This is a genomic window from Paenibacillus marinisediminis, assembly GCF_054343325.1.
This window is the reverse complement of sequence record NZ_JBTGUH010000001.1, coordinates 1123904-1148695: the sequence shown is the minus strand read 5'-3', so window position 1 is coordinate 1148695 and position 24792 is coordinate 1123904. Positions and strand designations below refer to the sequence as shown.

At 49.5% G+C, this 24792-nt stretch carries 23 protein-coding genes; 14 read left to right on the top strand and 9 right to left on the bottom strand.

The features are described from left to right. Positions 1-138: 138 nt before the first annotated feature. Positions 139-879, bottom strand: coding sequence for a TraX family protein (locus ACXX53_RS05375; protein ID WP_458567546.1), 741 nt, complete (start codon positions 877-879; stop codon positions 139-141). 170 nt (positions 880-1049) lie between these two features. Between ACXX53_RS05375 and ACXX53_RS05370 the strand changes: the two genes are divergently transcribed. Both ACXX53_RS05370 and ACXX53_RS05365 read left to right on the top strand, forming a co-directional pair. Beyond that, on the top strand, positions 1050-1838 hold the full coding sequence (locus tag ACXX53_RS05370; RefSeq protein ID WP_458567545.1) for an SDR family oxidoreductase: 789 nt from the start codon (positions 1050-1052) through the stop codon (positions 1836-1838). A 135-nt stretch (positions 1839-1973) separates the two neighbouring features. Then, positions 1974-4109: a DNA topoisomerase III gene (locus tag ACXX53_RS05365; RefSeq protein WP_458567544.1), complete on the top strand. Its 2136-nt coding sequence runs from the start codon at positions 1974-1976 to the stop codon at positions 4107-4109. A gap of 748 nt (positions 4110-4857) precedes the next feature. On the opposite strand, the gene ACXX53_RS05360 is transcribed toward ACXX53_RS05365, so the two are convergent. Continuing rightward, a complete protein-coding gene (locus ACXX53_RS05360) occupies positions 4858-6033 on the bottom strand; it encodes a MalY/PatB family protein (protein WP_458567543.1) in 1176 nt (391 codons plus the stop codon). Between the two features lie 301 nt (positions 6034-6334). Here ACXX53_RS05360 and ACXX53_RS05355 point away from each other — a divergent pair, with 301 nt between their 5' ends. Further along, positions 6335-7195: a polysaccharide deacetylase family protein gene (locus ACXX53_RS05355; RefSeq protein WP_458567542.1), complete on the top strand. Its 861-nt coding sequence runs from the start codon at positions 6335-6337 to the stop codon at positions 7193-7195. Positions 7196-7210: 15 nt separating this feature from the next. Next, positions 7211-7912 carry a YkyA family protein gene (locus ACXX53_RS05350; protein ID WP_458567541.1) on the top strand — a complete coding sequence of 234 codons (702 nt, stop codon included), beginning with the start codon at positions 7211-7213 and terminating at the stop codon, positions 7910-7912. A 65-nt stretch (positions 7913-7977) separates the two neighbouring features. Here ACXX53_RS05350 and ACXX53_RS05345 read toward each other — a convergent pair whose 3' ends face one another. Beyond that, complete coding sequence (locus ACXX53_RS05345; RefSeq protein WP_458567540.1) at positions 7978-8187, bottom strand: hypothetical protein; 210 nt, start codon at positions 8185-8187, stop codon at positions 7978-7980. Positions 8188-8451: 264 nt separating this feature from the next. On the opposite strand from ACXX53_RS05345, the gene ACXX53_RS05340 reads away from it, so the two are divergent. The 6 genes from ACXX53_RS05340 (at position 8452) to ACXX53_RS05315 (ending at position 14402) form a co-directional block, all read left to right on the top strand. Beyond that, positions 8452-9423: an ROK family protein gene (locus ACXX53_RS05340; RefSeq protein ID WP_458567539.1), complete on the top strand. Its 972-nt coding sequence runs from the start codon at positions 8452-8454 to the stop codon at positions 9421-9423. A gap of 30 nt (positions 9424-9453) precedes the next feature. Then, entirely contained in the window at positions 9454-10119 is a 666-nt protein-coding gene (locus ACXX53_RS05335; RefSeq protein ID WP_458567538.1) for a bifunctional 4-hydroxy-2-oxoglutarate aldolase/2-dehydro-3-deoxy-phosphogluconate aldolase, read from the top strand. Between the two features lie 15 nt (positions 10120-10134). Then, positions 10135-11043 carry an alpha/beta hydrolase gene (locus ACXX53_RS05330; protein ID WP_458567537.1) on the top strand — a complete coding sequence of 303 codons (909 nt, stop codon included), beginning with the start codon at positions 10135-10137 and terminating at the stop codon, positions 11041-11043. A 331-nt stretch (positions 11044-11374) separates the two neighbouring features. Beyond that, a complete protein-coding gene (locus ACXX53_RS05325; protein WP_458567536.1) occupies positions 11375-12679 on the top strand; it encodes an ArnT family glycosyltransferase in 1305 nt (434 codons plus the stop codon). Positions 12680-12820: 141 nt separating this feature from the next. Then, positions 12821-13165, top strand: a complete 345-nt coding sequence (locus ACXX53_RS05320) for an EamA family transporter (protein WP_458567535.1) — start codon at positions 12821-12823, stop codon at positions 13163-13165. Positions 13166-13415: 250 nt separating this feature from the next. Then, positions 13416-14402, top strand: coding sequence for a transglutaminase domain-containing protein (locus ACXX53_RS05315; RefSeq protein WP_458567534.1), 987 nt, complete (start codon positions 13416-13418; stop codon positions 14400-14402). Between the two features lie 61 nt (positions 14403-14463). Here ACXX53_RS05315 and ACXX53_RS05310 read toward each other — a convergent pair whose 3' ends face one another. From ACXX53_RS05310 to ACXX53_RS05300, 3 genes are all read right to left on the bottom strand, one after another. Beyond that, complete coding sequence (locus ACXX53_RS05310; protein WP_458567533.1) at positions 14464-15501, bottom strand: cytochrome d ubiquinol oxidase subunit II; 1038 nt, start codon at positions 15499-15501, stop codon at positions 14464-14466. After that, a complete protein-coding gene (locus ACXX53_RS05305) occupies positions 15498-16844 on the bottom strand; it encodes a cytochrome ubiquinol oxidase subunit I (RefSeq protein ID WP_458567532.1) in 1347 nt (448 codons plus the stop codon). The genes ACXX53_RS05310 and ACXX53_RS05305 overlap by 4 nt, the downstream gene beginning before the upstream one ends. Before the next feature lie 101 nt (positions 16845-16945). Further along, a complete protein-coding gene (locus ACXX53_RS05300) occupies positions 16946-17107 on the bottom strand; it encodes a hypothetical protein (protein WP_458567531.1) in 162 nt (53 codons plus the stop codon). A 205-nt stretch (positions 17108-17312) separates the two neighbouring features. On the opposite strand from ACXX53_RS05300, the gene ACXX53_RS05295 reads away from it, so the two are divergent. Beyond that, a complete protein-coding gene (locus tag ACXX53_RS05295) occupies positions 17313-18032 on the top strand; it encodes a lysophospholipid acyltransferase family protein (RefSeq protein WP_458567530.1) in 720 nt (239 codons plus the stop codon). 79 nt (positions 18033-18111) lie between these two features. Here the strand turns inward: ACXX53_RS05295 and ACXX53_RS05290 are convergent, their stop codons facing one another. The 3 genes from ACXX53_RS05290 to ACXX53_RS05280 form a co-directional block, all read right to left on the bottom strand. Further along, entirely contained in the window at positions 18112-18564 is a 453-nt protein-coding gene (locus tag ACXX53_RS05290; protein WP_458567529.1) for an SRPBCC family protein, read from the bottom strand. Positions 18565-18696: 132 nt separating this feature from the next. Continuing rightward, the gene (locus ACXX53_RS05285; RefSeq protein WP_458567686.1) at positions 18697-19530 is read right to left on the bottom strand and encodes a 1,4-dihydroxy-6-naphthoate synthase; all 834 of its coding nucleotides are present in this window, start codon (positions 19528-19530) and stop codon (positions 18697-18699) included. Positions 19531-19539: 9 nt separating this feature from the next. Beyond that, entirely contained in the window at positions 19540-20232 is a 693-nt protein-coding gene (locus ACXX53_RS05280) for a futalosine hydrolase (RefSeq protein ID WP_458567528.1), read from the bottom strand. A 355-nt stretch (positions 20233-20587) separates the two neighbouring features. On the opposite strand from ACXX53_RS05280, the gene hflX reads away from it, so the two are divergent. From hflX to ACXX53_RS05265, 3 genes are all read left to right on the top strand, one after another. Further along, positions 20588-21850 (top strand): GTPase HflX, encoded by a 1263-nt coding sequence (hflX, locus tag ACXX53_RS05275; RefSeq protein ID WP_458567527.1) that lies wholly within the window; start codon positions 20588-20590, stop codon positions 21848-21850. A gap of 48 nt (positions 21851-21898) precedes the next feature. Beyond that, entirely contained in the window at positions 21899-22630 is a 732-nt protein-coding gene (locus ACXX53_RS05270) for an acyl-[acyl-carrier-protein] thioesterase (protein ID WP_458567526.1), read from the top strand. A gap of 151 nt (positions 22631-22781) precedes the next feature. Further along, on the top strand, positions 22782-24569 hold the full coding sequence (locus ACXX53_RS05265; protein WP_458567525.1) for a DNA translocase FtsK: 1788 nt from the start codon (positions 22782-22784) through the stop codon (positions 24567-24569). Positions 24570-24792: the final 223 nt, after the last annotated feature.

The following is a 24792-nucleotide window of genomic DNA, read 5'->3' as shown; positions in this document are numbered from 1 at the left end:
CAATTCACTCCTTTCGTGTCCTTATACCATATGCAATACATGTGCATGACTATGGAAACATACGGTTTACAACCTATTATGTAGCCATGAGATAACTGACTGTCAAGCGTGCTGATCTTGATCAATTGATGATATGGTTTAACGCCATTGAAGCGAGATCAAGTAGAGCACCCAGATGTGCAGCGGATAAATGATGTAGAACGCGTATTTGATCCAAGGGGCGCTATGGCCTCGTTTGCCGTTATACATCAGAATGGGCACAATCGCTCCGATCATCATCCATTGATAGCTTTCGAAGAATATGGTGTGCCAGTTAAGCGGCGCGGTGGATGCTAGTGCATCCATGCCGATCGTGAGCAGCAGCATCGAGACAATGTAAGCAGCGCTCATCCTCCGCGGCGAGTGGCTCAACGAATAGAAGATGATGGTCATGACGATACCGAGTATCCCCGCCTCTGCCAGCATTCCGCCCATCATGGCAACGAAGAAGAATAAGATCGACGGGTAGAGATACTCTCTGCGCGTCATCCATTCCCAAGCCTGCAGCAGCAGCAGGCCGCATCCGAGCGAGATGAAGATATTGTTCGTGATGGGTACTGGACCGCCCGGAAATAGACTCATGAGCGTTAAACTGCCGAGATCCATAACAACAGCGGCAATCCACATTCTCGTAATGTACCGTCTTCTGTTTCTTGTCTTGCGGAAGCCTTCAACCATGAGGTAGAAGAATATTGGCGCAACGATACGCCCTGCCCAGTTCAAGACGATGGGCATATCCGGAATGTACTGATGAATATGGTCGAGCACCATTAACACGAGCGCGAATGTTTTGAGTTGTAATCCGTTCAGTCGAAGCTTAGCCATTGATGATAGAGTCACATTCTCCTCCTGCAATACTTTATTATCTCTTATCATAGAATGGACGATTCAGGAGAACAAGTAGATGTCTGCTAAGGTACAAAGCTGTATGGTTACGTGAGGAGTTGGGGAGCGGACATTTGGTATAATGAGGATATAGTCTTATCATTTCGAAAATGGGGTGCAGGCAAATGGATTTGAGATTAGCTAATCAGACGGCAATCGTTCTGGCATCGACTAAAGGACTTGGATATGGAGCGGCAGAGGCTCTAGCTAAGGAAGGCGCCAACGTGACTTTGGTAGGCCGTCATGCGGATTCGCTGACAGCAGCGGCAGAGCGCTTGGAGCAGCAGACAGGCAAGCGACCGTTGACGGTGCAGGCTGACATTACAAAGGCGGCTGATATCGAACGGATTGCGGCTGAAACCGCAGCGGCGTATGGCACAGTGCACATCTTGGTCAACAACTGCGGCGGGCCGGCTCCAGGAACATTTGATAAACTGAGTGATGAGATGTGGCAGGCGGGCTTTGAGTTAACCCTGCTCAGCTATGTGCGCGCGATTCGCGCGGTGCTGCCCTATATGCGGGAACAGCAATATGGACGAATCATTAATTTGACGTCTTCGTCGCATAAGCAGCCGATCGAAGAATTAACGTTGTCGTCCACATTCCGAGTCGGCGTGCTCGGTCTCGCGAAGACGCTGGCTCCAGAGCTTACGTCGCAAGGCATACTGATTAATACGATCGGCCCGGGAAGATTCAGCACGGATCGAATTATCCAGCTTGATCGCTTGACTTCTGAGCGACAAGGAATCAGTTTGGAGGAAGTAACGGCGAAGGAAATCGCGGGCATTCCAATCGGACGCTACGGAACACCGGAGGAAATGGGGCAGCTGATCGCGTTCTTGGCATCGCCGGTGAACAGCTATGTGACGGGACAAGCTCTGCTTGCCGATGGCGGTGCGGTGCGCTCGCTGTAATACGTCATAAGTAAGCTGGAAGCTCGCATGGTATAATAGTTGCGGCTGCTTGATGCCCATTGCGCATTCGTCGGGGATTGACGGTGCGGCATCTTGCTAGAGAAAGCCCTAAAGGATTGATGGAAGGATGAAGCTATGAAATCGCTCGTATTAGCGGAGAAGCCGTCCGTCGCGCGTGAAATCGCGCGCGTGCTCGGCTGCACCGAGAAGCATAAGCAATATATTGAAGGTCCGAACTACGTGGTTACATGGGCCCTTGGGCATCTGGTCGGATTGGCGGAGCCGGATGATTATGACAAGAAGTATCAGCAGTGGAAGCTGGAAGATCTGCCGATGCTGCCGGAGAAGATGAGGTTGATGGTGCTGCGGGAATCGTCGCACCAGTTTAAGGCTGTACAGCAGCTCGCGAAGCGAAACGACTTCAAGGAGCTGATCGTAGCGACAGACGCGGCGCGCGAAGGTGAACTACTCGCTCGCTGGATCATGCAGATGGTGAAGTGGAACAAGCCGTTCAAGCGGCTATGGATCTCGTCGCAGACGGACAAGGCGATCCGCGAAGGGTTCAAGGCACTGAAGCCGGGAGCCCAGTTCGACCGTCTGTATGAATCCGCACGCTGCCGCGCGGAGGCCGATTGGCTGATCGGGCTCAATGTGACGCGCGCCTTGACGTGCAAGTTCGAGACGCCGCTGTCGGCTGGACGCGTTCAGACGCCGACGCTTGGTATGCTGATGACGCGCGAACAGGAGATCGCGAACTTCCGCTCGCAGGAATATGATCGGCTTATTGCCGACTTCGGCAGCTTTGAAGCGAGCTGGAGAGGCGCGAATGGCGATGCGCGCTTGTTTGATCTGGAAGAAGCGCAGACGAAGCTTGCGCGCTTGTCTGGTAAAGCGGCGGTTGTGAAGGAATTGAAGAAGACGAAGAAGCAGGAGCCGCATCCGCTCGCTTACGATCTGACGGAATTGCAGCGTGACGCGAACCGGAAGTACGGCTTCTCTGCGAAGCAGACTTCCAATGTGCTGCAGCGGCTGTATGAGCAGCATAAGGTCGTGACCTACCCGCGGACAGACAGCCGTTACCTGTCATCGGATATGACAGGCACGTTGAAGGAGCGTCTGGAAGCGATGGCTGTCGGACCTTACGCGCAGCTCGCGAAGACGCTTGCTAAGCGGCCGCTTCCGATCACGAAGCGGATTGTGGACGACAGCAAGGTGACAGACCATCACGCGATTATCCCTACGGATGAAGCACTGCGTCTGGCACAGCTCTCGCCGGAGGAGCGCAAGCTGTACGATCTGATCGCGCGCCGCTTCCTGGCGCTGTTTATGCCTGCTGCTGAATATGAGCAGGTAGCACTGACGCTCGCGATCGAAGGCGAGTCGTTTAACGCGAAGGGCCGCACGATGCTGGAGAGCGGCTGGCGGCAGGCGTACGACAACGACTGGCGGGACGACGAGGACGAGCAGGATCAAGCGTCCTCCGAGCGTGAACACGAACGGATTCCTCGCCTCGCCGTGAACGACAAGCTTCCGGTTAAGCGCCTCTACGTGCATCGTGATCGCACGAAGCCGCCTGCGCGCCATACGGAAGCGACGCTGCTCACGCAGATGGAGAAGCACGGTCTAGGCACGCCGGCGACACGCGCGGACATTATTGAAAAGCTCGTCTCGTCCGATACGATCGAGCGGGAGGGCGCTCATCTGAAGCCGACTGGCAAGGGCAAGCAGCTGATCGAGCTTGTAGCGCCTGAGCTGCGCACACCAGAGCTGACTGCGAAGTGGGAGCGCGAGCTGGAGCGCATCGCTCGCGGCGAAGGCCGGTCGGCAGAGTTTATGTCCGGCATTCGCACCATGACGCAGGAGCTGGTCAGCAGCGTGAAGCGCAGTGAGGCGGAGTATAAGCCGCACAATCTGACGCACAGCCACTGCCCTACATGCGGTTCGCGCATGATGGAACGCAAGACGAAGCGCGGCAAGATGCTGCTCTGCTCGAACAAGGAATGTGATTACAAGCGTTCAGCTGAGAAGCAACTGTCGAACAAGCGCTGTCCGCGCTGTCACAAGAAGATGGAGCTGAAGGACGGGAAGGCGGGCAAGTACTTCCAATGCCTGCCGTGCAACATTGTCGAGAAGCTGGAAGCGTCAGGCGGCAAGGTCAAGAAGCACGAGGAGCGCAAGCTCGTGCAGCAATACAGTCGGCAGGAGTCGATCGGTTCGAATCTGGGCGACCTCTTGAAGGCGGCGCTGGAGAAGCAGCAGGGCGATCAATAAACGGCCAGTGTGTCCGCTCCCGAAATGGCAGGGCGACTTCTTTACTTATGAGCGGACACAGGAGCCGCTATTTAGTGGTTTTACGGCTAATTTTGAGTTTGGCGGACACAGGGGCCGTTATTTCTTAAGATTTAGCCAATATCGGCTAAGTTTTGGTCAAATAGCGGCTCTACAGTCCGCCAGCATATCGAATTAGCAGTTTCGACTGCAAATAAGGGCCTGTGTGTCCGCTCCCGTAATGGTAGGGAGACTTCTTTACTTGTGAGCGGACACAGGGGCCGTTATTTCTTAACATTTAGCCATAATCGGCAATGTTTTGGTCAAATAGCGGCTCTACGGTCCGCCAGTATATCGAATTAGCGGTTTTAACAGTAAATAAGGGCCTGTGTGTCCGTTCCCGAAATGGCAGGGAGACTTAGTGGACACAGGAGCCGCTATTTTGTGATATTATGGCCTATTTTGAGTTTAACGGACACAGAAGCCGTTATTTCTTAACATTTAGCCAATATCGGCTAAGTTTTGGTCAAATAGCGGCTCTACGGTCCGCTAGCATATCGAATTAGCAGTTTCGACTGCAAATAAGGGCCTGTGTGTCCGCTCCCGATTCTAAACACAAAAGGATCGTTCTGAGTCCAACCAACCTGACTCGGAACGATCCTTTTTATGTTCGCTTATGCATAATGGACAAGTACGGCGCAATACAATGGAATGCCGCTTCTTAATATTGGCAGCACAAGCACAGCAGGTCCTATTGTTTAGACTCAAGACGAAGCTGTCGCAGCGCTCGCTCGATTCGCGTCAACGCTTCACTTAGCGCTTCGCGCGGGCAGGCGACATTCATGCGCAAGAAGCCTTCTCCGCCTTGGCCATAGGTCTGGCCGTTGCCGAGCCGCACCTTCGCTTCATGAAGGAAGTAGTGACATAGTTCATCTGACGTCATACCCAGATCGCGGCAATCCATCCAGAGCAGATGAGTCGCTTCCGGTTGCACACAGCGGATCTCTGGCATATGCTGCTTCAGATAGTCCAATGCGAATGTCATATTATTTTCGATATATGTGAGAGCTTCATTGAGCCATTCTCGACCATCACGATATGCCGCTTTCGTAGCTTCAACGCCAAATGCGTTAGGGCGCATCAGTCCGATGCGGTTCAAAGTGTCTCTATATGCGGCTCGCAGGCTTTCGTTAGGGATAAATACAACCGAGGTCTGAAGTCCTGCAATATTGAAGGTTTTGCTTGGAGCCGACAAGACGACGGAATGCTCCGCAATCTGATCGCTTAATGAAGCAAATGGGATGAGACGATGTCCAAACAACGTCAGATCACCGTGAATTTCATCCGAGAGAATCGTCACCCCATGTCTCATGCAAATATCCGCGACTCGTGTCAGTTCTTCACGCGTCCACACGCGTCCGACAGGATTATGCGGACTGCATAGGATGATTGCTTTCGTCAAAGGATGAGCTGCTTGACGTTCAAGATCATCATAGTCCATCTCATAACCGTTAACACCTTGACGCAAAGGATTGGCAGCTATTTCACAGCCGTTGTGAGTAATGACATCGAAGAATGGCGGGTATACAGGAGTCTGCACAATTACGCGGTCCCCTGGCTTAGTCAGCACTTGAAGCAACATATGCAAACCAGGCACAACACCAGGACTAAAGCACAGCCATTCCTTATTTATTTTCCATCCGTACTGATGATTCCACCATCCGCATATGGCGTCTTCATATTCCTCGCATGCAATGGAGTAACCGTAAATTCCGTGGGCTGCTTTAGCAGAAACAGCTTGAATGATCGGCTCTGCAATCCGAAAATCCATATCCGCTATGCACATAGGAATAATATCTTCTTCCCCGATCTGCCATTTTACCGCATGAGTGCCTCTACGTTCCGTGTGTACATTTAACATGTTCATCTCTCACTTTTTCGATGGATTCCATGACCAGTGTTTATGTTCTTGATTGTAGCAAAGGAAAATCTATAACTCAATAATAGGGAGCCTTATCCTCAATATCCTAGTACTAGTACCATTTCTAGCATTGTGAATATAATATATGAACCAATTCGACAGATTCACTCTACAATCATGAGAAGTAACAACAATGTATTGTTTTTCGCCCTATTCTTACAAGAATTGTAATGAATCTGTCATTTTATCGTGCTAAAATAGGTTTATAGTAATGTAGTACTTATTATTAAAGGAAGTGAAGAGTAAAATGATAGAACGAAGTGCTGGGCCGCTGAACCAGCGGCGCCGGAATAAGAAGAAATGGATTGGCCGCACCGTTCTGTTTGCATTGATGCTGATGGTGGGAGCAGGTATTTATAGCCTTGGTCAAAGCTTGTTCGATAATACCGCTTCGGCAGCTTCGACGGAGAATGACTCAATAGTCGTTACGGAGGTTGCAACCATTGCATCTGCAGCAAAAGAGAAGCAAGCTCCGACATTATACAATGGTGTTAAACGCAAGATCGCATACTTAACGTTTGATGATGGACCCAACAAACATACTACTGAACTATTAAAATTATTAGATAAGAACGATATTAAAGCGACTTTCTTCATGCTTGGCGACAATATGCGTCAATATCCAGACATGGTGAAGCAAATTTACGACAATGGCCATTATCCTGGACTGCATAGCATGAACCATGAATATAAGGAATTGTATAAGAGCGGAAGCTCACAAAATTTTGTGAATCAATTCCTTGAGGCTCAGTCCATCGTAGAGGAATTAACAGGGTTCAAACCAACGCTCATTCGAGCGCCTTACGGCAGTGCCCCGCAAATTGATGAAGCTTTCCGCAAGGATATTGCAGATGCGGGCTTTAAGATGTGGGACTGGACACTGGATACGAATGACTGGCAATATGCCAATAATCCAAGTGGGATATTAGATCAGGTCAAATCGACTCTAACAGAAGACGTTGAAGTTATACTTATGCATGACCGCAAACAGACAGTAGATATGCTGCAGCCTGTCATCGACTATATTCGTTCGCAAGGCTATGAATTCGAAGTGTATGACCCAAATGCTCATTTCGTGTGCAATTTCCAACACGATGAGCGTTTGTAAGAGGAGTGAAGTCAAGTGTTAACTATAAAGAAGGCGGTGGCAGCAGCAGTTGCCGTACTTTCATTGTCAATCGTATTGACGGGCTGCGGAACGCCTGCTCAAGAGCAATTATTCCTATCATTTGAGAAGGCTTCAGCAGTAGAGACTCAGGTGCCAGCTGACTTTGAACATTTGAAGCAGTTGGAAGAGAAGGATCAGAAACAGTACGAAACTATTATTAATAAAGGTGAAAGCGACAGTGCTAATGTGCAGACGCTTATCACGAATTCTATAGCTTCCTTGCAGGAGCGCCAGCAAACGCTGGATTCCGTTAAGCAGCAAATGGATGAAGGAAAGACTCAGTTCGGCGAGTTGACAGGACAGATCGATAAGTTGAAGGATGATCAATTGAAGCAGAAAGCGGAGCAAGTCGTTACGGCTTATACGAAACGATATGATACTTTCCAGACCTTGCATCAACGCTATTCCGAGTGGATTAAGGCGGAGCAAGCCGTTTATGAAGAGCTGCAGGCGCAGGAGACGAATCTCAAATCGATTCAAAATGCTGTAGCATCGCGTAATCAAGCGTTCCTGCAGGTAGAAGAATTGAAGCAGCAGTTCAATGATTACACGACTCAATTCAATGAAGAGAAGAAAGCCTTCTATCAGGCTGCTGGAATCCAAGTTGATAAAGTGGTCACTTCCGATGAACAGTCAAACGATCCGAATCAAGGATAATTAGAATATTATATGGATGCACTTGAAGTTGCAGAGAACTTCGAGTGCATCTTTTTTTTCAGAAACTATCCCCACGTCTTCGCAACCATGTCGGCTACAATTAAGAAAATGACATAGGAAACGACAGCGGATGCAATGTACGAGATACCGCTCTTCACTTTCTGCTGGAATAAACGAACGATGCCTAGACTGACGAGCGGACATACAATCATCAAAAAGAATAAAACGGTTACAAATAGCTGAGGACTAATTTCGCTAATATCAACATAGGTCATGATATCCACCTCTTCGATTGAGTTGAGAATGAGTGACGAAATAGGCAATAGATTGTAAGTGTGACAAGAATCATAGTAATTATTATATCCTCTCAATAGGTCGAAGTCTTGGTAAAAATTTCATGTTTATTTGTCAATTTTAAGGCGGAAGTTAGGTCTCGTCTCAGATTGCTCATAAAACTAGGTTTTAGATCAATTTTTTGCCTTGGAGTGCTATAATAAGCTGTATTGTTAAATTACATAATGTAATCAGGAGGAGAAACCATGCGTTATATGATTGGGATGGACTTGGGAGGTACGAACCTTGTATGCGGCTTAGTAACTGAAGATTATAAATTAATCGACAAATTGAAAGCGCCTACTGAAGCTCATCTTGGCAGTGATTATGTATTAAGCAAAATGGCAAAATTGATCGATGAGATTCTGAAGAAGGCAGGTATTTCTCGTGAAGATGTCATTGGAGTCGGTGCTGGTTGTCCAGGCTTCGTTGATCCAGAACGAGGAGTGACGATATTCGCTTCAAACTTAAAATGGAATAATGTAGAAGTATCACGTATACTCGGTGAAAAGACCGGGCTTCCTGTATTTATAGATAATGATGTTAAAATGTACGTTTTTGGTGAAGCTATGAGCGGCGCGGGACGCGGAGCGGGTGTCGTACACGGCGTGACGATCGGCACAGGGTTAGCAGCAGCAACCGTCGTGAACGGCGAGCTGTATTATGGCAGCGGATTCATGGCGGGTGAGCTTGGCCATGTCACGATTGATGGCGAGAGCACGCCTTGCGGTTGCGGTCTAACTGGATGTCTGGAGACGGTTGTCTCCGCAACGGGTATCACGAGACAAGCGCGTGAAGCATTAGAGGCAGGCAGAGAGAGCGTGCTCCGTGAAGCATACGATAAAGGCGAGCTTAGCTCAGCCCATGTCTCCGCAGCGTATGATCAAGGAGATGCCTTAGCGATTGAGATTATGCATTACACCGGCAAAGTGCTGGGCAAGGGCTTGGCCTATTCGATTTCCTTGTTGAGCCCTGATGTCATCGTGATCGGCGGCGGCGGTTCTCTCGCTGGCGAGCGATTGTTCGGCAGTGTGCGGGAAACGTTGAAGAATTCCGTGTATCACGGTTACTTAGAGCGGTTGACCATCAAGCAAGGTGAATTAGTAGATGACGGCGGTGTCATTGGAAGCGCGGCCTTTGCTAAGAGTCGTGTGGAGAAGCTGGCAGCCGTTAAGTAAAATAGGGTGTTAACGGGGGGCTGGGATAACATGGATAGATCCGTTCCAATTCAGGATATGACGGCTTTGCTGCTGCAGGAGCGCATTGTTGCGATCTTCCGCGGGTATTCTGGTCAGCAGGCGGATGAAGCGGCGAGCGCGCTCGTTCGCGGCGGTATCCGACTAATGGAAGTGACGATGAATACGGAAGGCGCGCCTGCTATTATTGCACGTTGGCGCGAGTTGTTTGGCTCTGAGGCTTATATTGGCGCAGGTACTGTGCTCGATGTGAGCATGGCGCAAGAGGCAATAGCGGCAGGAGCTCAATATTTGATAACTCCTAATTTAGATGAGGAAGTTATACAATATGCTGCTGCGCAGGGGATCGATGTGTGGCCAGGCGTATTCACACCGACGGAAATGGTGAAGGCCTGGAAGGCAGGAGCTAAGGCGCTGAAGCTGTTTCCGCTAGGTGCACTAGGACCGGATTATATTCGTGAAGTGCGCGGACCACTGGATCATATCCCGATCATGGCAACCGGCGGCGTAGATTTGGCGAATGCAGAGATGTATTGGCAAGCGGGAGCTTCGGCTTTTGGGCTTGGCTCTAAGCTGGTGCGAGCGGATCTGATTAAGGCCGGTGCATATGATAAGTTGGAGCAGCATGCGCGGCATTGGGTAAGGATCGCTCATGAACTGTCACGAAATGTGGAATAAGGAGGATGTCCGAGCATGAACCTGCTCGCTGTTGGTATAGATGCCCTGATCATGCTCGTCGTTCTAGTCATGCTGGCGATCTGGGTGCTTGCGGTAAAGAGTCAGTCTCCCTCAAGGAAACCGATTGTGGGTGAGCCTAAGCATAAGTATGAAGCCGTGACGTTTAAAGGCAGGGTGAATCTGCAAGGCTGGCTGATCTGGCCGGCAACGATGGAGGGCAAGCCAAGTCCAGCCATTGTGGTCTCACATGGCTGGAGCTCGAATCGCTCCCGTGTCCTGCGTTATGCAGATCGCCTGAATGAAGCGGGCTATGCTGTGCTCGTCTATGATGTATCGAATCATGGAGAGAGCGAAGCGATCAAAGCGGCATCTGCGCTGATGTTTCGCGATGATCTGCAGGCCGCTGTCGCCTATCTGCGATCACGAGCAGACATCGACGCAGAGAAGATTGGTGTTCTAGGCCACTCGCTTGGCGGCTTCGGGGCACTGCTTGCGCTCGATGAGGGCATTCCAGTGCGCGCAATCGTGACGGATTCGATGCCATCGAAGCCGTTCACGATGATCTCCGCCGAATTGAAGCGGCGCAAGATGCCGGTATTTCCGCTGGCCTGGCTCATTCCGCGAATATGGCTGCTGCGCGCTCACATTCCAAAGTCAGCTTATGATGAGCTGGACTTGGCTGTTACGCTCATGCGTAACGAGCAGCGCGGCGATGCCAAGATCCCTGTGCTCATGTCTCATTCACGCGGAGATACCTTTATTCCGCCAAGTGAGCTAACGAGCACGCTGGATAAGCTGAATTATTCCCAGCCGCATGTTCTTGTAGATACACCGGGTCACAGCAGTTCCGAGCAAGATGAACGCTTTTGGAAAGCAGTGCTGCCGTTCTATCAGGAGCATGTCCACCATGTACAGTTAGATTAAGCTGACAATCACTTTTTTACAGGAGCCTGCCCTTAAGCCGTGAACATCCGCTTCGGGGCAGGCTCCTTTTTTAGTGGCTCGGACACGGTAAGCGGGTTAAACCCCGTTACAGTACGCGGAACGAGCAGACGCCAGAGAGATAACAGGGAAAAACCGTCTTAGGGTAGAGAGAGCCGCTAGTATATATGTGCCATAGTGACCGGGAGTTATAACATGCCGCACCAAGTGTGCAATTAAATAGGTTGCTAGATGATGTCGGTATGGTTAATATATACATGTATTATGTTAGGAAATGATAGATCGCGTAAGTCGCTGGAATAGGAGGATTCATTTGTTTTCTTATCGAATATCAGACCACAAGGCTAGGCGGATGCTGACAATACTAATAGCTTGTGTGTTCATCGTCTCTGTTTCTATCGTTCTGTACTATGGTAATTACTTTTTGCTAGGGGATCTTCATAACCCTAATAACGATGATGTGAAATATATTCGGTCCGCTCAGGTGCTGTTAAACGAAGGAACCTTAGTATACAACAGCGGAAATGAACCATCGGCATTTATTATGCCAGGATTCCCTATTATTCTCGCGGGCTTTATGGCCATATTTGGTCAGGATGGCGGGGGAGTCATCGCATTTCGAATATTTCAATGCATGCTTCAAGCTGGTTCTCTATACCTTGTGTACATTATTGCTAGATATGCATTCAACTCTCGAATAGCGATGATTGCTTGCTTTTTGAGCGCATTGTATATTCCCGATTATTTTTCGTCAGGTGTTATCCTATCGGAAACGATATTTCGAACCTTGATTCTGCTGCTCGTGTGCGTAATGATTAGCGCCGTGAAATCAAAGCGATGGACATGGTACGTCTGGGTTGGTGTGCTGACAGCGGCAGCAGCTTATTTTAAACCCCATGCTTCACTATTTCCCGCCATATTGCTCATTCTGTGGTGGAAAGAAAGATACTCGTGGAAGGACATCCTGCGATATACATGCTTGATTGGAGTCGTATATCTGATTCTCCTATCGCCTTGGTGGATTCGGAATATGGTAACGTTCGACCGCTTTATCTTATTTACGAATTCGGGCGGCAGTCCGTTCTTGTTAGGAACGCGCATTAATTATGAACTGCCTCCTGCAGGTTTCTTCGATGCATATCCAGAGTACGACCCAGATTTTAAAGGCTCTGATGCTAGTGCGGTCCAGAAAGGGTTGGATATATTAAAATACGGGTTTACTCACGAGCCGCTTACCTATCTATATTGGTATACAGTAGGTAAATTAGAGGGGCTCTACCTTAATGCATACTATTGGAAACCAATCTGGCCTGTCACGAAAGAACTAATGTATGTGATACAAGCTATCTTAATGGGACTTGCCGTATTAGGCTTGATTCTATTCAAACGAGCCGGTAAGCTAGGCAATCAACTGCCGATCTTGCTGACCATTGCGTATTTTACAGCGATATATATTCCTTTCGTCGCTTTCTCGCGATATGGCTACCCGAATGTCGTATTTCTATTGATGTATGCCGCGGTGGCATTAGATTGGATTGCTAGCATAATGAAGAGAATTGTCCGACATAAGACATCCAGCGCAAATAGTCCAGTGACTACGAAGGGTGAGGCTTTTTAAGAAACTCGGAGTGCCGTTTGCATATGATAGGATGGAAGCAATTACAGGGCATGGCATGCGGTACAGCATGTGGCATAGAGTGAGCACTGCTTCCAGCACACAGGCCTAGGCCGAGTATAGTGAAGGGGCGTACACAGACGGATGAGTAAAATGCTTAGCTATGGTATCTTGTTCAGCAATATCATTTTGCTTGTTATAGGCCAGATTATGTTCAAGTTTGGCTTACAGCAGAGCGGCGGCCTGAATTGGATAAAGCTGATTGTTTCACCTTCTATATGGGTAGGCTTTGCACTATATGGGATCGGAACCGTCCTGTGGTTCATCGTCTTATCGAGGCTGCCGCTTGGTGTGGCCTATCCGATGCAGAGTCTCGCCTATGTATTAGCGATGTTTGCTGCAGTATGGCTCTTTGGCGAAACTTTGACGCTTTCTAAGATCGTTGGAGTGTTGGTGATCTTGTTCGGGGTTTATCTCATCGCGAAATAATAATTTTTAGTCATGATGCGGCTCTATTCGCCAATTATCGGTTGCCCGCAACGCCTGTTCCTTCTGGAATAGGCGTTTTTTATGGGAACAGAAAGAGACTGCTTGGCAGTCATTGTCGATGTGCTTCGAACAACATAGAATGGGCAAATCTACAGCGCTTCCATAACTAGACAGTCTTCTCTATTTCCATATGGTACGATACGAATCACTCACAAGAGCAGTTGTAGACCAGAACCGGAGGTGAGACGTATTGGACGAGTTGTGCAAGAGAAGGAGCAGTGCAGGAAGCTGGAAAGGCGAAGAAAGGTTAGAAGCAGCAAAGCAGAAGCTGGGGCAGGAAATGGAACACGCTAAGATGTGCACTTGGGTAGACGCAGATGATAGGAGTCGATACAGTCCAAGTCGGATAGAGCGAAAGAACGGAAGGTCGAACTTTTTACGCTGGGTATTCAGTGCGGTGCTGTTAGCTTCGATTATGCTCCAAGGGGGAACTTGGTCGATCGTCGAAGCGGAGCCCCTGCACTCGGATACGATTATGTATGATGAAGATGGGATAAGAGAGTGGTTAACCGATAGATTGGGTATGCGTGAAGATATGTTTACATTTCGATATAATGGTGAGACGGAAACGTTAACGAAGCAATTATCACAGGCATTGGAGCAAGCCGTATATTCGGATCCGTTCATTCGATATAATGTGAGTCGTTATTCCTTGCACTGGAAAGGCGCTGATGATTACGCGTTGGTGACGGTATATGTGAGCTATCGTGAAACGTACGAACAGTATCAATATGTCCGTCAAGAAGCGAAACGTATTGTTAAGGATCTGATGCCTGCGAAAATGAATGAGGTAGATACAGTAAAATGGCTTCATGACTATGTAGTTAAGCACGTGGCATACGATGAAAGCATGAACTCCTTCACGACCTATGACGCGTTGGTGAAAGGGACGACTGTATGTCAAGGATATGCGCTTCTGCTGCAGATGCTGTTGGAGGAAGCGGGCATTCCCAGCATAGTTGTTGAAGGGCAGGCAGGAGGAGTGCTGCACGCATGGAATATGGTACAAGTCGATGACCAATGGTATCATGTGGATGCAACTTGGGATGATCCTGTGCCTAACAAGCCTAATGAGGTTCGTCATTCTTACTTTATGCTGTCTGATCTCGAGATGAAGATCGATCATGAATGGGATATGTTAAAGACGCCGCCAGCTGATCAGATCTATATCCCATAAGCGTGTTATAAGATAAAGGCTGAATCCACCGTTAGGTAATGCGGTGGATTCAGCCTTCTTCTCATTCATGCTCAATATATTGCTTATCCTTGAGGAACATGCGCCAGAATAAGATAAACACCGGTATGAGCAGAACCGTGCTGACGATATAGCCGATGAACAGCGAACGAAACATCGCTGAATTCGTAAAGCCCTGCTCTAACGTGAGGAACGGGTATACAATATACGGCAGATGCGCGTGGCCATAAGCGAAGATCGCGATGGCATACTGCACGGTTACACCGAAGACCGTAATCCGCGTATAGCCTGTCCAGCCATCGGGTCGCTTCACGAATAAGAAGGCATACGCGATGACGAACACGACAGCGGAGATAAGAAACCATAATCCCTCTTGCTTCATATTATTAACGAACCAACTGGCTTCCGCTGGGAGAGTGAACACCACGATCACCGCTGTCAGCATGCTGAGCGGGCCAAAGATAACGGCGAGCCGACGGTATACTCGATAGGTGGATATATCTCGAGCTTCACGTGCGTAATCCGCTAGAAATAGAGCCGAGAAGAACAGTTCAGTCGCATAGCCGAAGGCTAGATGAGCGTACAATGTCGGGCTCACCAGCAGCTTACTGTATGCGATGGCTAATGAGCCGTCAGGGCGTGTCGTCGTAAATCCGCCCAGCGTTACCGCAAGCACACTTACAAGCAAGCCCGGAATTAGCAGTCCGGTGATTCCGGATATAATTCGCAGTGTCCGTCCATATTTGGATACGGAGTAGCTGTACACCATAAAGGCGCTGCGAATGATGAGCAGCGCCAGCACGAGACAGACCGGTACCAGCAGCATGGAAGCTATAGAATAAGTAGCGCGTGGGAAGAATCCAACGAACGCTACGACGAACAACACGAGAAACGTGTTGGTTACCTTCCAAGCAGGCGACAAGAAGCGATTCGCGAGTACAGAAGCTCGGGAATCGTTATTATCTGGTTCACTGGCGTAGAACATGGCCCAGAACCCAGCGCCGAAGTCGACTGATCCGACTAGGCAATAGATAAACAGGAACACCCAGATCAAGGTTGCCGCAATCGTAGATTCGTTCATGATACCGCCTCCCTCGCTTCAGGAAGCTCCTTAGAAACAGGATGGCGCTTAAAGTAATAGCTCATGACAAGCACCGTCAGTACGAGCAGGACGACATAGATCGAAACGAACAGCAGGAACATAGCTCCCATGCTGTCACTCTTCAGCGCAGCTTCAGTTGTGCGTTGAACCTTATAGATCGTCCAAGGCTGGCGCGCCGAGCAGCTGAATATCCATCCGGTCTCGATGCCAATCAGAGATATCGGTCCTGTCCAAGCGAAGATATGCGTGACCCAACGCGGGAAGGGACGCTTGGTCTTGCGATACATCATATACCATATGACAGCGAACCCGCTTAAGCCGAGCAAGCCCATGCCGATTGCCACCATCAGGTCGAACAAGGTGTGAACGAACAGCGGCGGCCATTCATCTCGCGGTACATCATTTAATCCCATTACTTCTGTCTTGAACGAGTTGCCGGCGAGAAAGCTAAGAGCTCCTGGAATTTCGATCCCATAGCGAATCGACTGCGTTTCTGGATCGGGAATGCCGCCGAATGTGAGCGGTGCATTGGTTTGAGTTACGAACAGCCCTTCTGCGGCAGCGAGCTTCTCAGGATTGTTGTGATGCAGCTCTTGCGCTGTTGCATGACCATCGATCCCAGTCAATACGGACATAACCAAGCCCATGACGAGACCAAGCATAAGGCTCTTCCTATGATAAGCGCGAACCCGCTCATCATTGCGCTTGCGAAGCAGATTGTATGCTGCCGCAGTCACGATAAAGAATGCGCCTGTCATGTAAGCAGTGGATAGCACATGCACTGCAGAAGTAAAGAAAGCAGGGTTAAAAAAGGCTGCCCACGGATCAACATCCGTGATCTGACCATTGACGATGTTGAAGCCTGCAGGCGTGTTCATCCATGCCTGCGCATCGGTTATGAGCACAGCGGATGCGCTCGCTCCTACCATAACGAAAAATACACTGAGAATCCGCATGCCCGAAGTCAGGCGGTCGGCGCCGTACAGATAGATCGCCATGAAGAGCGCTTCAAAGAAGAAGGCCCAGAGCTCGATCTGAAATGGCAGAGCGATGACCTGTCCGACAATTTCCATGAATCCAGGCCATAGAAGGGCGAGCATAACTCCGACAATCGTACCGGAAGGAATAGCGACGCCGAGCAGAATACCGAGCGCTTTCGTCCAGCGCCGAGCCAGTATCGCATAGTCACGGTCTTTGCGCCGCCAATACATGATCTCTGCAACGAGAATCATTAAGGGGAGACCTACGCCAAGTGTAGCAAATATAATATGGAAAGCCATTGAAGTGCCAAACAGGGCGCGGGCCATAGTTACGGAATCCATGCTAACATCAACCAACCTTTCAACATTTACCAATATCAGGTTTATTGTGTGAAAGATGGTTATTTTTTATACAATGGTTTCCAATTTTTATTGGGGAGTGATTATTTGTGTTTCCGCCACTTTACGATGGTAAGAGCGGACCATAGAACACCAAGTGCTAGAATCGCATAGTCCAATACTCCTAAATCCTTGAAATCAACCATGAAGATAATAGTTGCAAGCAGAATAATAAAAGTCACAATGTCGGTTCGTTTACTGTTCATAGTTATGAAGTCCTCACAATGTCAAAGTTTCAATCGTACTCAACTAAGTATGACAAGTCGATTAGTTGAAGTCAATTAAAACGGAGTGCTGCTGAAACTTGTCAGAAGAATAGTGTTTGTAACGAATTCCCAAGCATGCTAAACAATTCATCCATGCTATACTTGGTTTACAATACCGAATAGAAAAAAGGGAATGGAGCAGGAAATGAAAGTATTAAGGACTCTTGTGTGGTTTATTTATTTTTGGCTATATCTGATCGTTAAAGTTCCTGGATTGATGAAAGTCAATAAGCTGCAGCGTGAAGGACGAATCGAAGAGTTGGATGCTTATACTAGAAAAGTAGTCGGTCGGTGGGCGCGCTCGCTGCTGAAGGTAGCAGGTGCTAAGGTTACTGTACGTGGCCAAGAGAATCTGCTGGATAGCGCGGCGGTATATGTATCGAACCATCAGGGTAATTTTGACGTGCCGATTATGCTTGGCCATATCGGTGCTCCGAAACCGCTGCTGGCTAAGATTGAGCTTGAGAAGCTGCCGTTTATTCGTGATTGGATGAAGCATTTGCGCTGCATATTTATTGATCGGAAAAATGTGCGCCAGTCGATGAACAGCTTGAAGCAAGCGACCGAGCTAGTTGAGAATGGCTATTCGATCGTGGTATTCCCTGAGGGAACTCGCAGCAAGGGAGATCAGCTTGGCGAATTCAAGAGCGGCGCCTTTCGGATCGCAGTGAAGACGGGGGCGCCGATTGTGCCAATTCGGATCAGTGGATCCTATAAGCTGATGGAAGCGAACGGCAATTGGATAGGACCTGCCGAGGTTGAGGTCACCATTCTTCCGCCAGTTCCAACAGAAGGCTTGTCCAAGGAGGACATCGCTGCGCTGCCTGAGCGAATTCAAGCCATGATAGAACAGGCTGGACGTTAGAACCAGCCAATAAATAAGGATAGAGATTTCAGAGCATATCCGAATCTCTATCCTTATTTTTGTTTGCTAAATTATGCTGCTATTCCGAAAGTGCTGTCAGTTTATTGTCCAGCTGCTCCAGTACATACGGCCAAGCTTGCTCATGCCGATCCTTTGACTCCTGATCTGGAAATCCAGCATGGGTGAGACGCAATCGTGTTCCCGTGTCAATCGACTCCAGTTCGATCGTCACAACCGTTTCGGCTCCCTTTGTTCCTTCGGCCCCATTAACCCACGTAAGTTCGATATGGCGATCCTGCTCCAAGCGCAAGAATCGTCCGTAATGAGGATGACGGTTCCCCTCAAAAGAAGTCTCAAAGAAGAAGGCTGTGTTGACTTCACCTTGCATGATGACGCTCCCAGGTGCCGCAAACCAGTGATCAAGCCGCATCGTCCAAGCTTGGAAGATCAAGTCGGGAGACGCAGCCATCATACGTTCAACTGTTAGATTGAACGGTCTTGCTGAAAGGTCAGGTACTGTAACAGGCTCCATGGTCAGATCCTCCATTGTTAAATAGGATATAAAAATGAACTCTAGCTTAGCTATGCTCCAATAATCGTCTGTTATACGCTGCTCATGCAAATAGACTCACGATAACAAAGCTTCTATTGAAGGTTCGGCAGACTACCAGCGAAGTGCTGCTGGATCGATCTTCGGAACGAGCCCTTCTTGCGCGGCTCGATCAAGCAAGGCTGTGATGGCGGCGTAGCCATCTTCACCGAGATCCCCTGTAAACTCGTTCACATAGAGGTCAATATGCGCGTTCGTTACCTGCTCGTCCATTTCTTGCGCATGGCACATGATGTAGTCACGAGATGCTTCAGGATGCGCCCAAGCGTAACGAACCGAAGCTCGTGTCCAATTCGCGAGCGCTTCTAGATCGAGCGTACGCTTAGCAATAATCGCGCCGAGCGGAATGGGCAGCCCCGTATCTGATTCCCACCAGCTTCCCATGTCAGCCAGCAAGGTGAGTCCATAGTTTGGATAGGTGAAACGGGCTTCATGAATCACGAGCCCTGCATCAATCAGTCCGTCTCGCACAGCGGGCATAATCTCGTGGAACGGCATGACGACGATCTCGCCTATGCCTCCAGGTACGTGCTGAGCTGCCCACAGTCGGAACAACAAGTACGCAGTTGAGCGTTCACTAGGCACGGCTACTTTGCGACCCGATAGCGCAGCAGGGTCGTTGCTGCCGTTGTTCGTCAAGACGAGCGGGCCGCAGCCTCTACCGAGCGCGCCTCCGCATGGCAGCAGCGCGTATTCTGACAGCACCCACGGCAGCGCGGCGAACGAAATCTTCATGACATCGAGCCCCTGACCGCTTGCGGCAAGGCCGTTCGTAATATCGATATCGGCATATGTAACTTCCAACTGCGGAGCATCTGGAAGCAAGCCGTGTACCCATGCATGGAATACGAAAGTATCGTTCGGGCATGGAGAAAAGGCAATCTTCAGCTTATTCAATTAAAGCACCTCCCGTAATGCAGCGCATGCAGCTTCCAACGCATCGAGCGCGTCCTTGATGCGCCATGCCGCGCGATCGCGCGGTCCTACCGCATTTGAGATCGCGCGAAATTCGAGCGCGGGTACATCTCTGTCCTGCGCGGCGAGTCCTACGCCGTAGCCTTCCATTGCTTCGGCGGCAGCGCCTGGTATGCGCGCTGCCAAGGCTTGCGCGGTGGCGGCGGTGCCGGTCGTCGTCGACAGTGTAAGCACGGGGCCAGCTTGCACAGGCTGGCCGGCTGCCTGCAACGCGACGACAAGCTTCGCCGCAAGCTCCGCGTCTACGGCGACTCGCGCCGAGCCGAAGCCAAGCTCGTCCACGCTGAGAAAGCCATCCGGCGTCTCAGCGCCCAGATCGGCGGCGATCATCTCGCTCGCCACCACAACAGAGCCGACGGCGGCACGTTCCGTGAAGCCGCCTGCGATGCCCGCGCACACAACCAAGCCGTACACGGTATCGGCTTGGTTCAGCGCCTTCGCGGTGCTGATCGCCGCCGCGGCAGAGCCGACGCCGCCGATCAGCACGTCGAAGCGGGCATCGCCCTGCAGCCCGCGGAGCACAGCATCCCGCTCGGCTGCAACTGATGTCATGACGAGCACGCGGCCATTGCGCGCGTGACTCGCGTGATCAGCTTCATTTCTAACTCGATCCATATTCGTTCTCTCCCATACGCAAATCGTGATTTCATTTTATCACATTCCATATATGGCGTGAATTTGGGCCTGGGAAACATCAGGGAGCGGCTGCTGGGAGATATTTTAAATACGGATCGAAGTTATAACCATTTTTTCCATAGGGTGCGCGCTCCTTTGTATGACGGTTTGGATCGAACTATGATATGATTTGAATATGATGTTAGCGGTTATGACATCATGAGTTCGGAATCGTAAGGAGTGAGCAGGTATGATAGGCCGTAGAGTAATCGTGACTCGCTGCCGATGCTACCGCTACTATCGCTAATGAACCGACCTCCATCTGAACCGTTAAATTAAAGGAGGTCCATATCATATGGAACAACAGCAAAGAGCGATATTAGTAGGCGTGAATCTCGGGCAGCAGCACGACTTTGAATATTCGATGGAAGAGCTCGGCAACTTGGCCGAAGCTTGTGACATTGAGGTCGTCGGCACGATGACCCAGAATCTGCAGAGGGTCAATTCGTCTCATTATATTGGAACAGGCAAGATACAAGAATTGCGCATATTGGTCAACCAGTTGGATGCGCACATGGTCATCTTCAACGATGAGCTGTCTCCGTCCCAGATTCGGAATCTGGAAGCGGACTTGGAGTGCAAGGTTATCGACCGTACGATTCTGATCCTCGACATCTTCGGCGAGCGCGCCAAGACGCGAGAAGCGCAGCTTCAGGTTGAGGTGGCGGAGCTGCAGTATATGCTGCCGCGGTTGATCGGCCTTCGCGCATCACTTGGCCGTCAGACCGGCGGTGTCGGCACCAAGAACAAAGGTGTCGGCGAGAAGAAGCTCGAGCTCGATCGCCGGAAGATCGAAGAGAAGATCACCGCGCTTAATAAAGAGCTGGAGCAGCTCGTATTCCAGCGCCAGACACAGCGCAAGAAGCGCAAGAAGAATGAGATTCCAGTCGTCTCGCTTGTAGGGTACACGAACGCTGGTAAATCCACGATCATGAATGCGTTGATGGAGCATACGAATCCGACTGCAGTCAAGCAAGTATTTGAGAAGGACATGTTGTTTGCGACGCTGGAAACCTCGGTGCGCAATATTCAGCTGCAAGACAATAAGTCGTTTCTCCTGACAGACACGGTCGGCTTTGTCAGCAAGCTTCCTCATCATTTGATTAAGGCGTTTCGCTCTACATTGGAAGAGGTCGCGGAAGCGGATCTGCTTATTCATGTAGTGGATTATTCGAACCCGAATTATGAGCAGTTGATTCAGATCACCAACGATACGTTGAAGGAGATTGGAATTGAGAATATTCCGGTCATATTTGCTTATAACAAGTCGGACCTGACAGAGACTGAGCTTCCTAGAACGGAAGATCAAGCCGTATACCTGTCTGCTAAACAGCGGATAGGGCTGGAGGAGCTGATCGAGCTTACGCGAGCGCATATTTTCAAAGATTATGTTCGGTGTGAGATGTTAATCCCTTATGATAAGGGTCAACTTATCTCGTATCTGAATGAGCATGCGACCGTAATGTCGACTGATTATGAAAATGAAGGCACGAAGCTCACCTTGGACTGCAAACGAAGCGATATGGAGAAATATCGTGAATATGTAGTTTCGAGCTAAGCATGAATATCGTTATAACACATCATGGTTGCAGGGGGATAACAAAAGATGAAGGATCGTTGGAGCGAGCAGCATGTTATCCAATCTGATAATTGCGATTACAAGAAAATGTGCAGATTGTCCACATTATTGGAATGGATGCAGCGTGCTGGAGACACTCATTTAGCTGAAAATGGCATTCTCCTTGACGATATGATTCGACAAGGACTGGCTTGGATGCTGGTCACAGTGGACTTGGAGCTGATTCATCAACCGCGGTATGGCGACACGTTAGTCATTGAGACTTGGCACAAAGGCTCCAAAGGGGTGCAATGGTTCCGGGATTACCGGATCTATGGCTCAGAGCAGGAATTGTTGGCACAGGCTAGAACCGTATGGGTCTTGGTTGATATTCATAAGCGAAGAATTCTGCGCTCATCCGCGTTTCCATACGAAGTGCCTGAGAGCAGTCATGACTCTGTCGGAGATGTGCCTAACAGGGTGGAGCTTCCGGCAGATGTTATACTAGAGCGCGTTTATGATATGACTGTGCGTCAGAGCAGCCTGGATATGAACGGCCACATGAACAATGCGCGCTTTGCGGACGTTTGTCTGGATGCGTTGACTCCAGAGCAGCTCGAGGGGAGCGTAGCACGCTTTCATATTACGTACCATCAAGAAGCGATGCTGGGACAGAAGTATAGCGTATTCCGCTCTGCAACGGGTATAGGCGACTGCTTCATCAGCGGCACGTCAGAGGAAGGCACAAGATTCTTCGAGGCCTGCGTTAGCTTGCACTGACACATGCCACATCGATAACATGCATACTGATTAAACAGCCGGACGCGACCTTGCGTCCGGTTTCTTAGCGTTGGAGCAAAGCATGCTTCAATCACCGGGTTTCCTATGTTATCATAATAGGAAATATGAGGAAGTTGCGGAGGCGTGAACCTTGAAGCAGGCTGGCGTATATTTGGCTTTAATTGTGGTGTTTATAATCGTCATCAATCCATCTTCATCGGGTGGAATAATACTGCTGTTCGGAGCAATTGCCGGGCTCTGGTACTTCGTAAATCAAACGGTCAAACGAGATGAACAGCGTGAAGGAGATGGGGGATATAATTGGCAATATGCTCATAGGGGAAGGGCTCCCATTGATTCAAATGCGGATAGGTATGATGATTCAATCAAAACGGCGATCGCTGTAGTCAGCAAGGCGACATATGCTTCACCGCTGCTCCTGCAAGAGAAGATGTTCATCGAATATGCGAGAGCATGTACGATACTAGAGCAGATGGAGGAGCTGGGTGTAGTTGGCCCTGAAGATTCGATTCGCCATCGGGACGTGCTGCTGACACCTGAAGAGGTCACGAACTTGCTTAGTGAGTGGGTCAAGGATGATAAGCTTGAGGAGGATCACAAGGAACATGTCACAGATGAGGAGCTGGAGCGTGAACTGCAGGATATTGTTCAAGAGCTTCAACAGGTCCCAGGCTCAGCAGCTGCCAAGAGGCATGTTCAACAGATGGCAGAACTGATTATGCTTCAGGAGCAGCGAGAGAACGAGGGACAGCCTATACACTCTTTCGGAAAGCATATGGTGTTTACGGGAGAGTATACGGAGGATATGAGGAAGGTTGTTGAACTGACCGCCCAGATGCTTACTAATCTTCAAGTGCTCTCGGAAGGCATCGTTACAGAAGCAGTGAGTGAGGATTTCATTGATCCTTTGAGATATGAGACGGAGGAGAAGACAGAAGCACTGTTGGATGAGGCTCATGGAGGAGTGCTCGTTATTCACAATCCATATCAACTGTTGGAAGGGGAACACGCCGATCAAGGCCAAGAAGCGATATTTGTCTTGTTGAGCCTACTGGATGATTACAGCGATGACCTTGTTGTTATTCTGACGGGCTCCGCAGATAGGATGAGAGATTTCATCGATCAGAATATTCACGTACGAGCCTATTTCCCCCATGTGATACCGTTTGCGTCGCAGCCAGTACAACCAATGCAACCTCAACCTGTTCGACAGGAAATGAAAACTGCAGTTGGAGCAACTGCAGCAGCAAGTCAGCCGTTGCGAATGGATGTGCAGCCGCCGCATCCGAAACCGATAGTGGAAGAAGCTATTATGCACTCATCTGATACAATCATGCACAGTGACGCAGGTTCGGAATCGAGTCCGACCGAATCGTTTGATTTAGAAGCAAAGCTGCTCCAGATTCCGATGCCGGAACATCAGAAGGAGCAGATTCGAGAATGGTCCAAACAGTTGGAAGTCTATCAGAAGAGAAAATCTCAAGGCATGTATGCGGAATCCGTTCCGATGTGCGTCCTTGTGAAAGAAGGAGACAGCCGTACAAGAATGTCCGTTTCCGTCTTATTGGGAGAGCTGTACCAGCGATATGGGGTCTTAAGCAGAGGTCATGTTGTCCAGAACGTGCCTCAGGACTATGAGTCGTCTTCGTCCTCGAGTCTTAGCGGTACCACTCCTTTGCAAGCTAAGTTTGCTCAAGCGCAAGGCGGAGTTCTGCTATTCGATCTGCATGATTTTGGTGCAGGAAATGGCGGAGGTATATCCGAACGTGAAGCAGCACAGCTGATCGTGAGGGCTACCGATCGTTCGGACAGTGGAGTTCTCATTGTTGCGGCAGGCACAGAGGCGAACATCAATGCCTTCTTCCAATATAGCTCCGTGCTGCGTATGCGTTTTGCCAAGCATATTACTTTAGATTGAGTATTCAAGATCGACAATAGGTGAGCCGCCTCGCTCGAAAGCGGGACGGCTTAAACAAACGGGGTTGTCCAATAAGTCATTTTTCTTATGACTTATGAGGCAACCCCTTCTTTGCATCTCAGTCGTCCCGGCCTTATCGGCAAGGCTGAGACGTCAAAAAAATGCATCTCAGCTCCAAAATAAGCTCCTGAGAAGGCTGAGATGCAAAAAAATGACGTCTCAG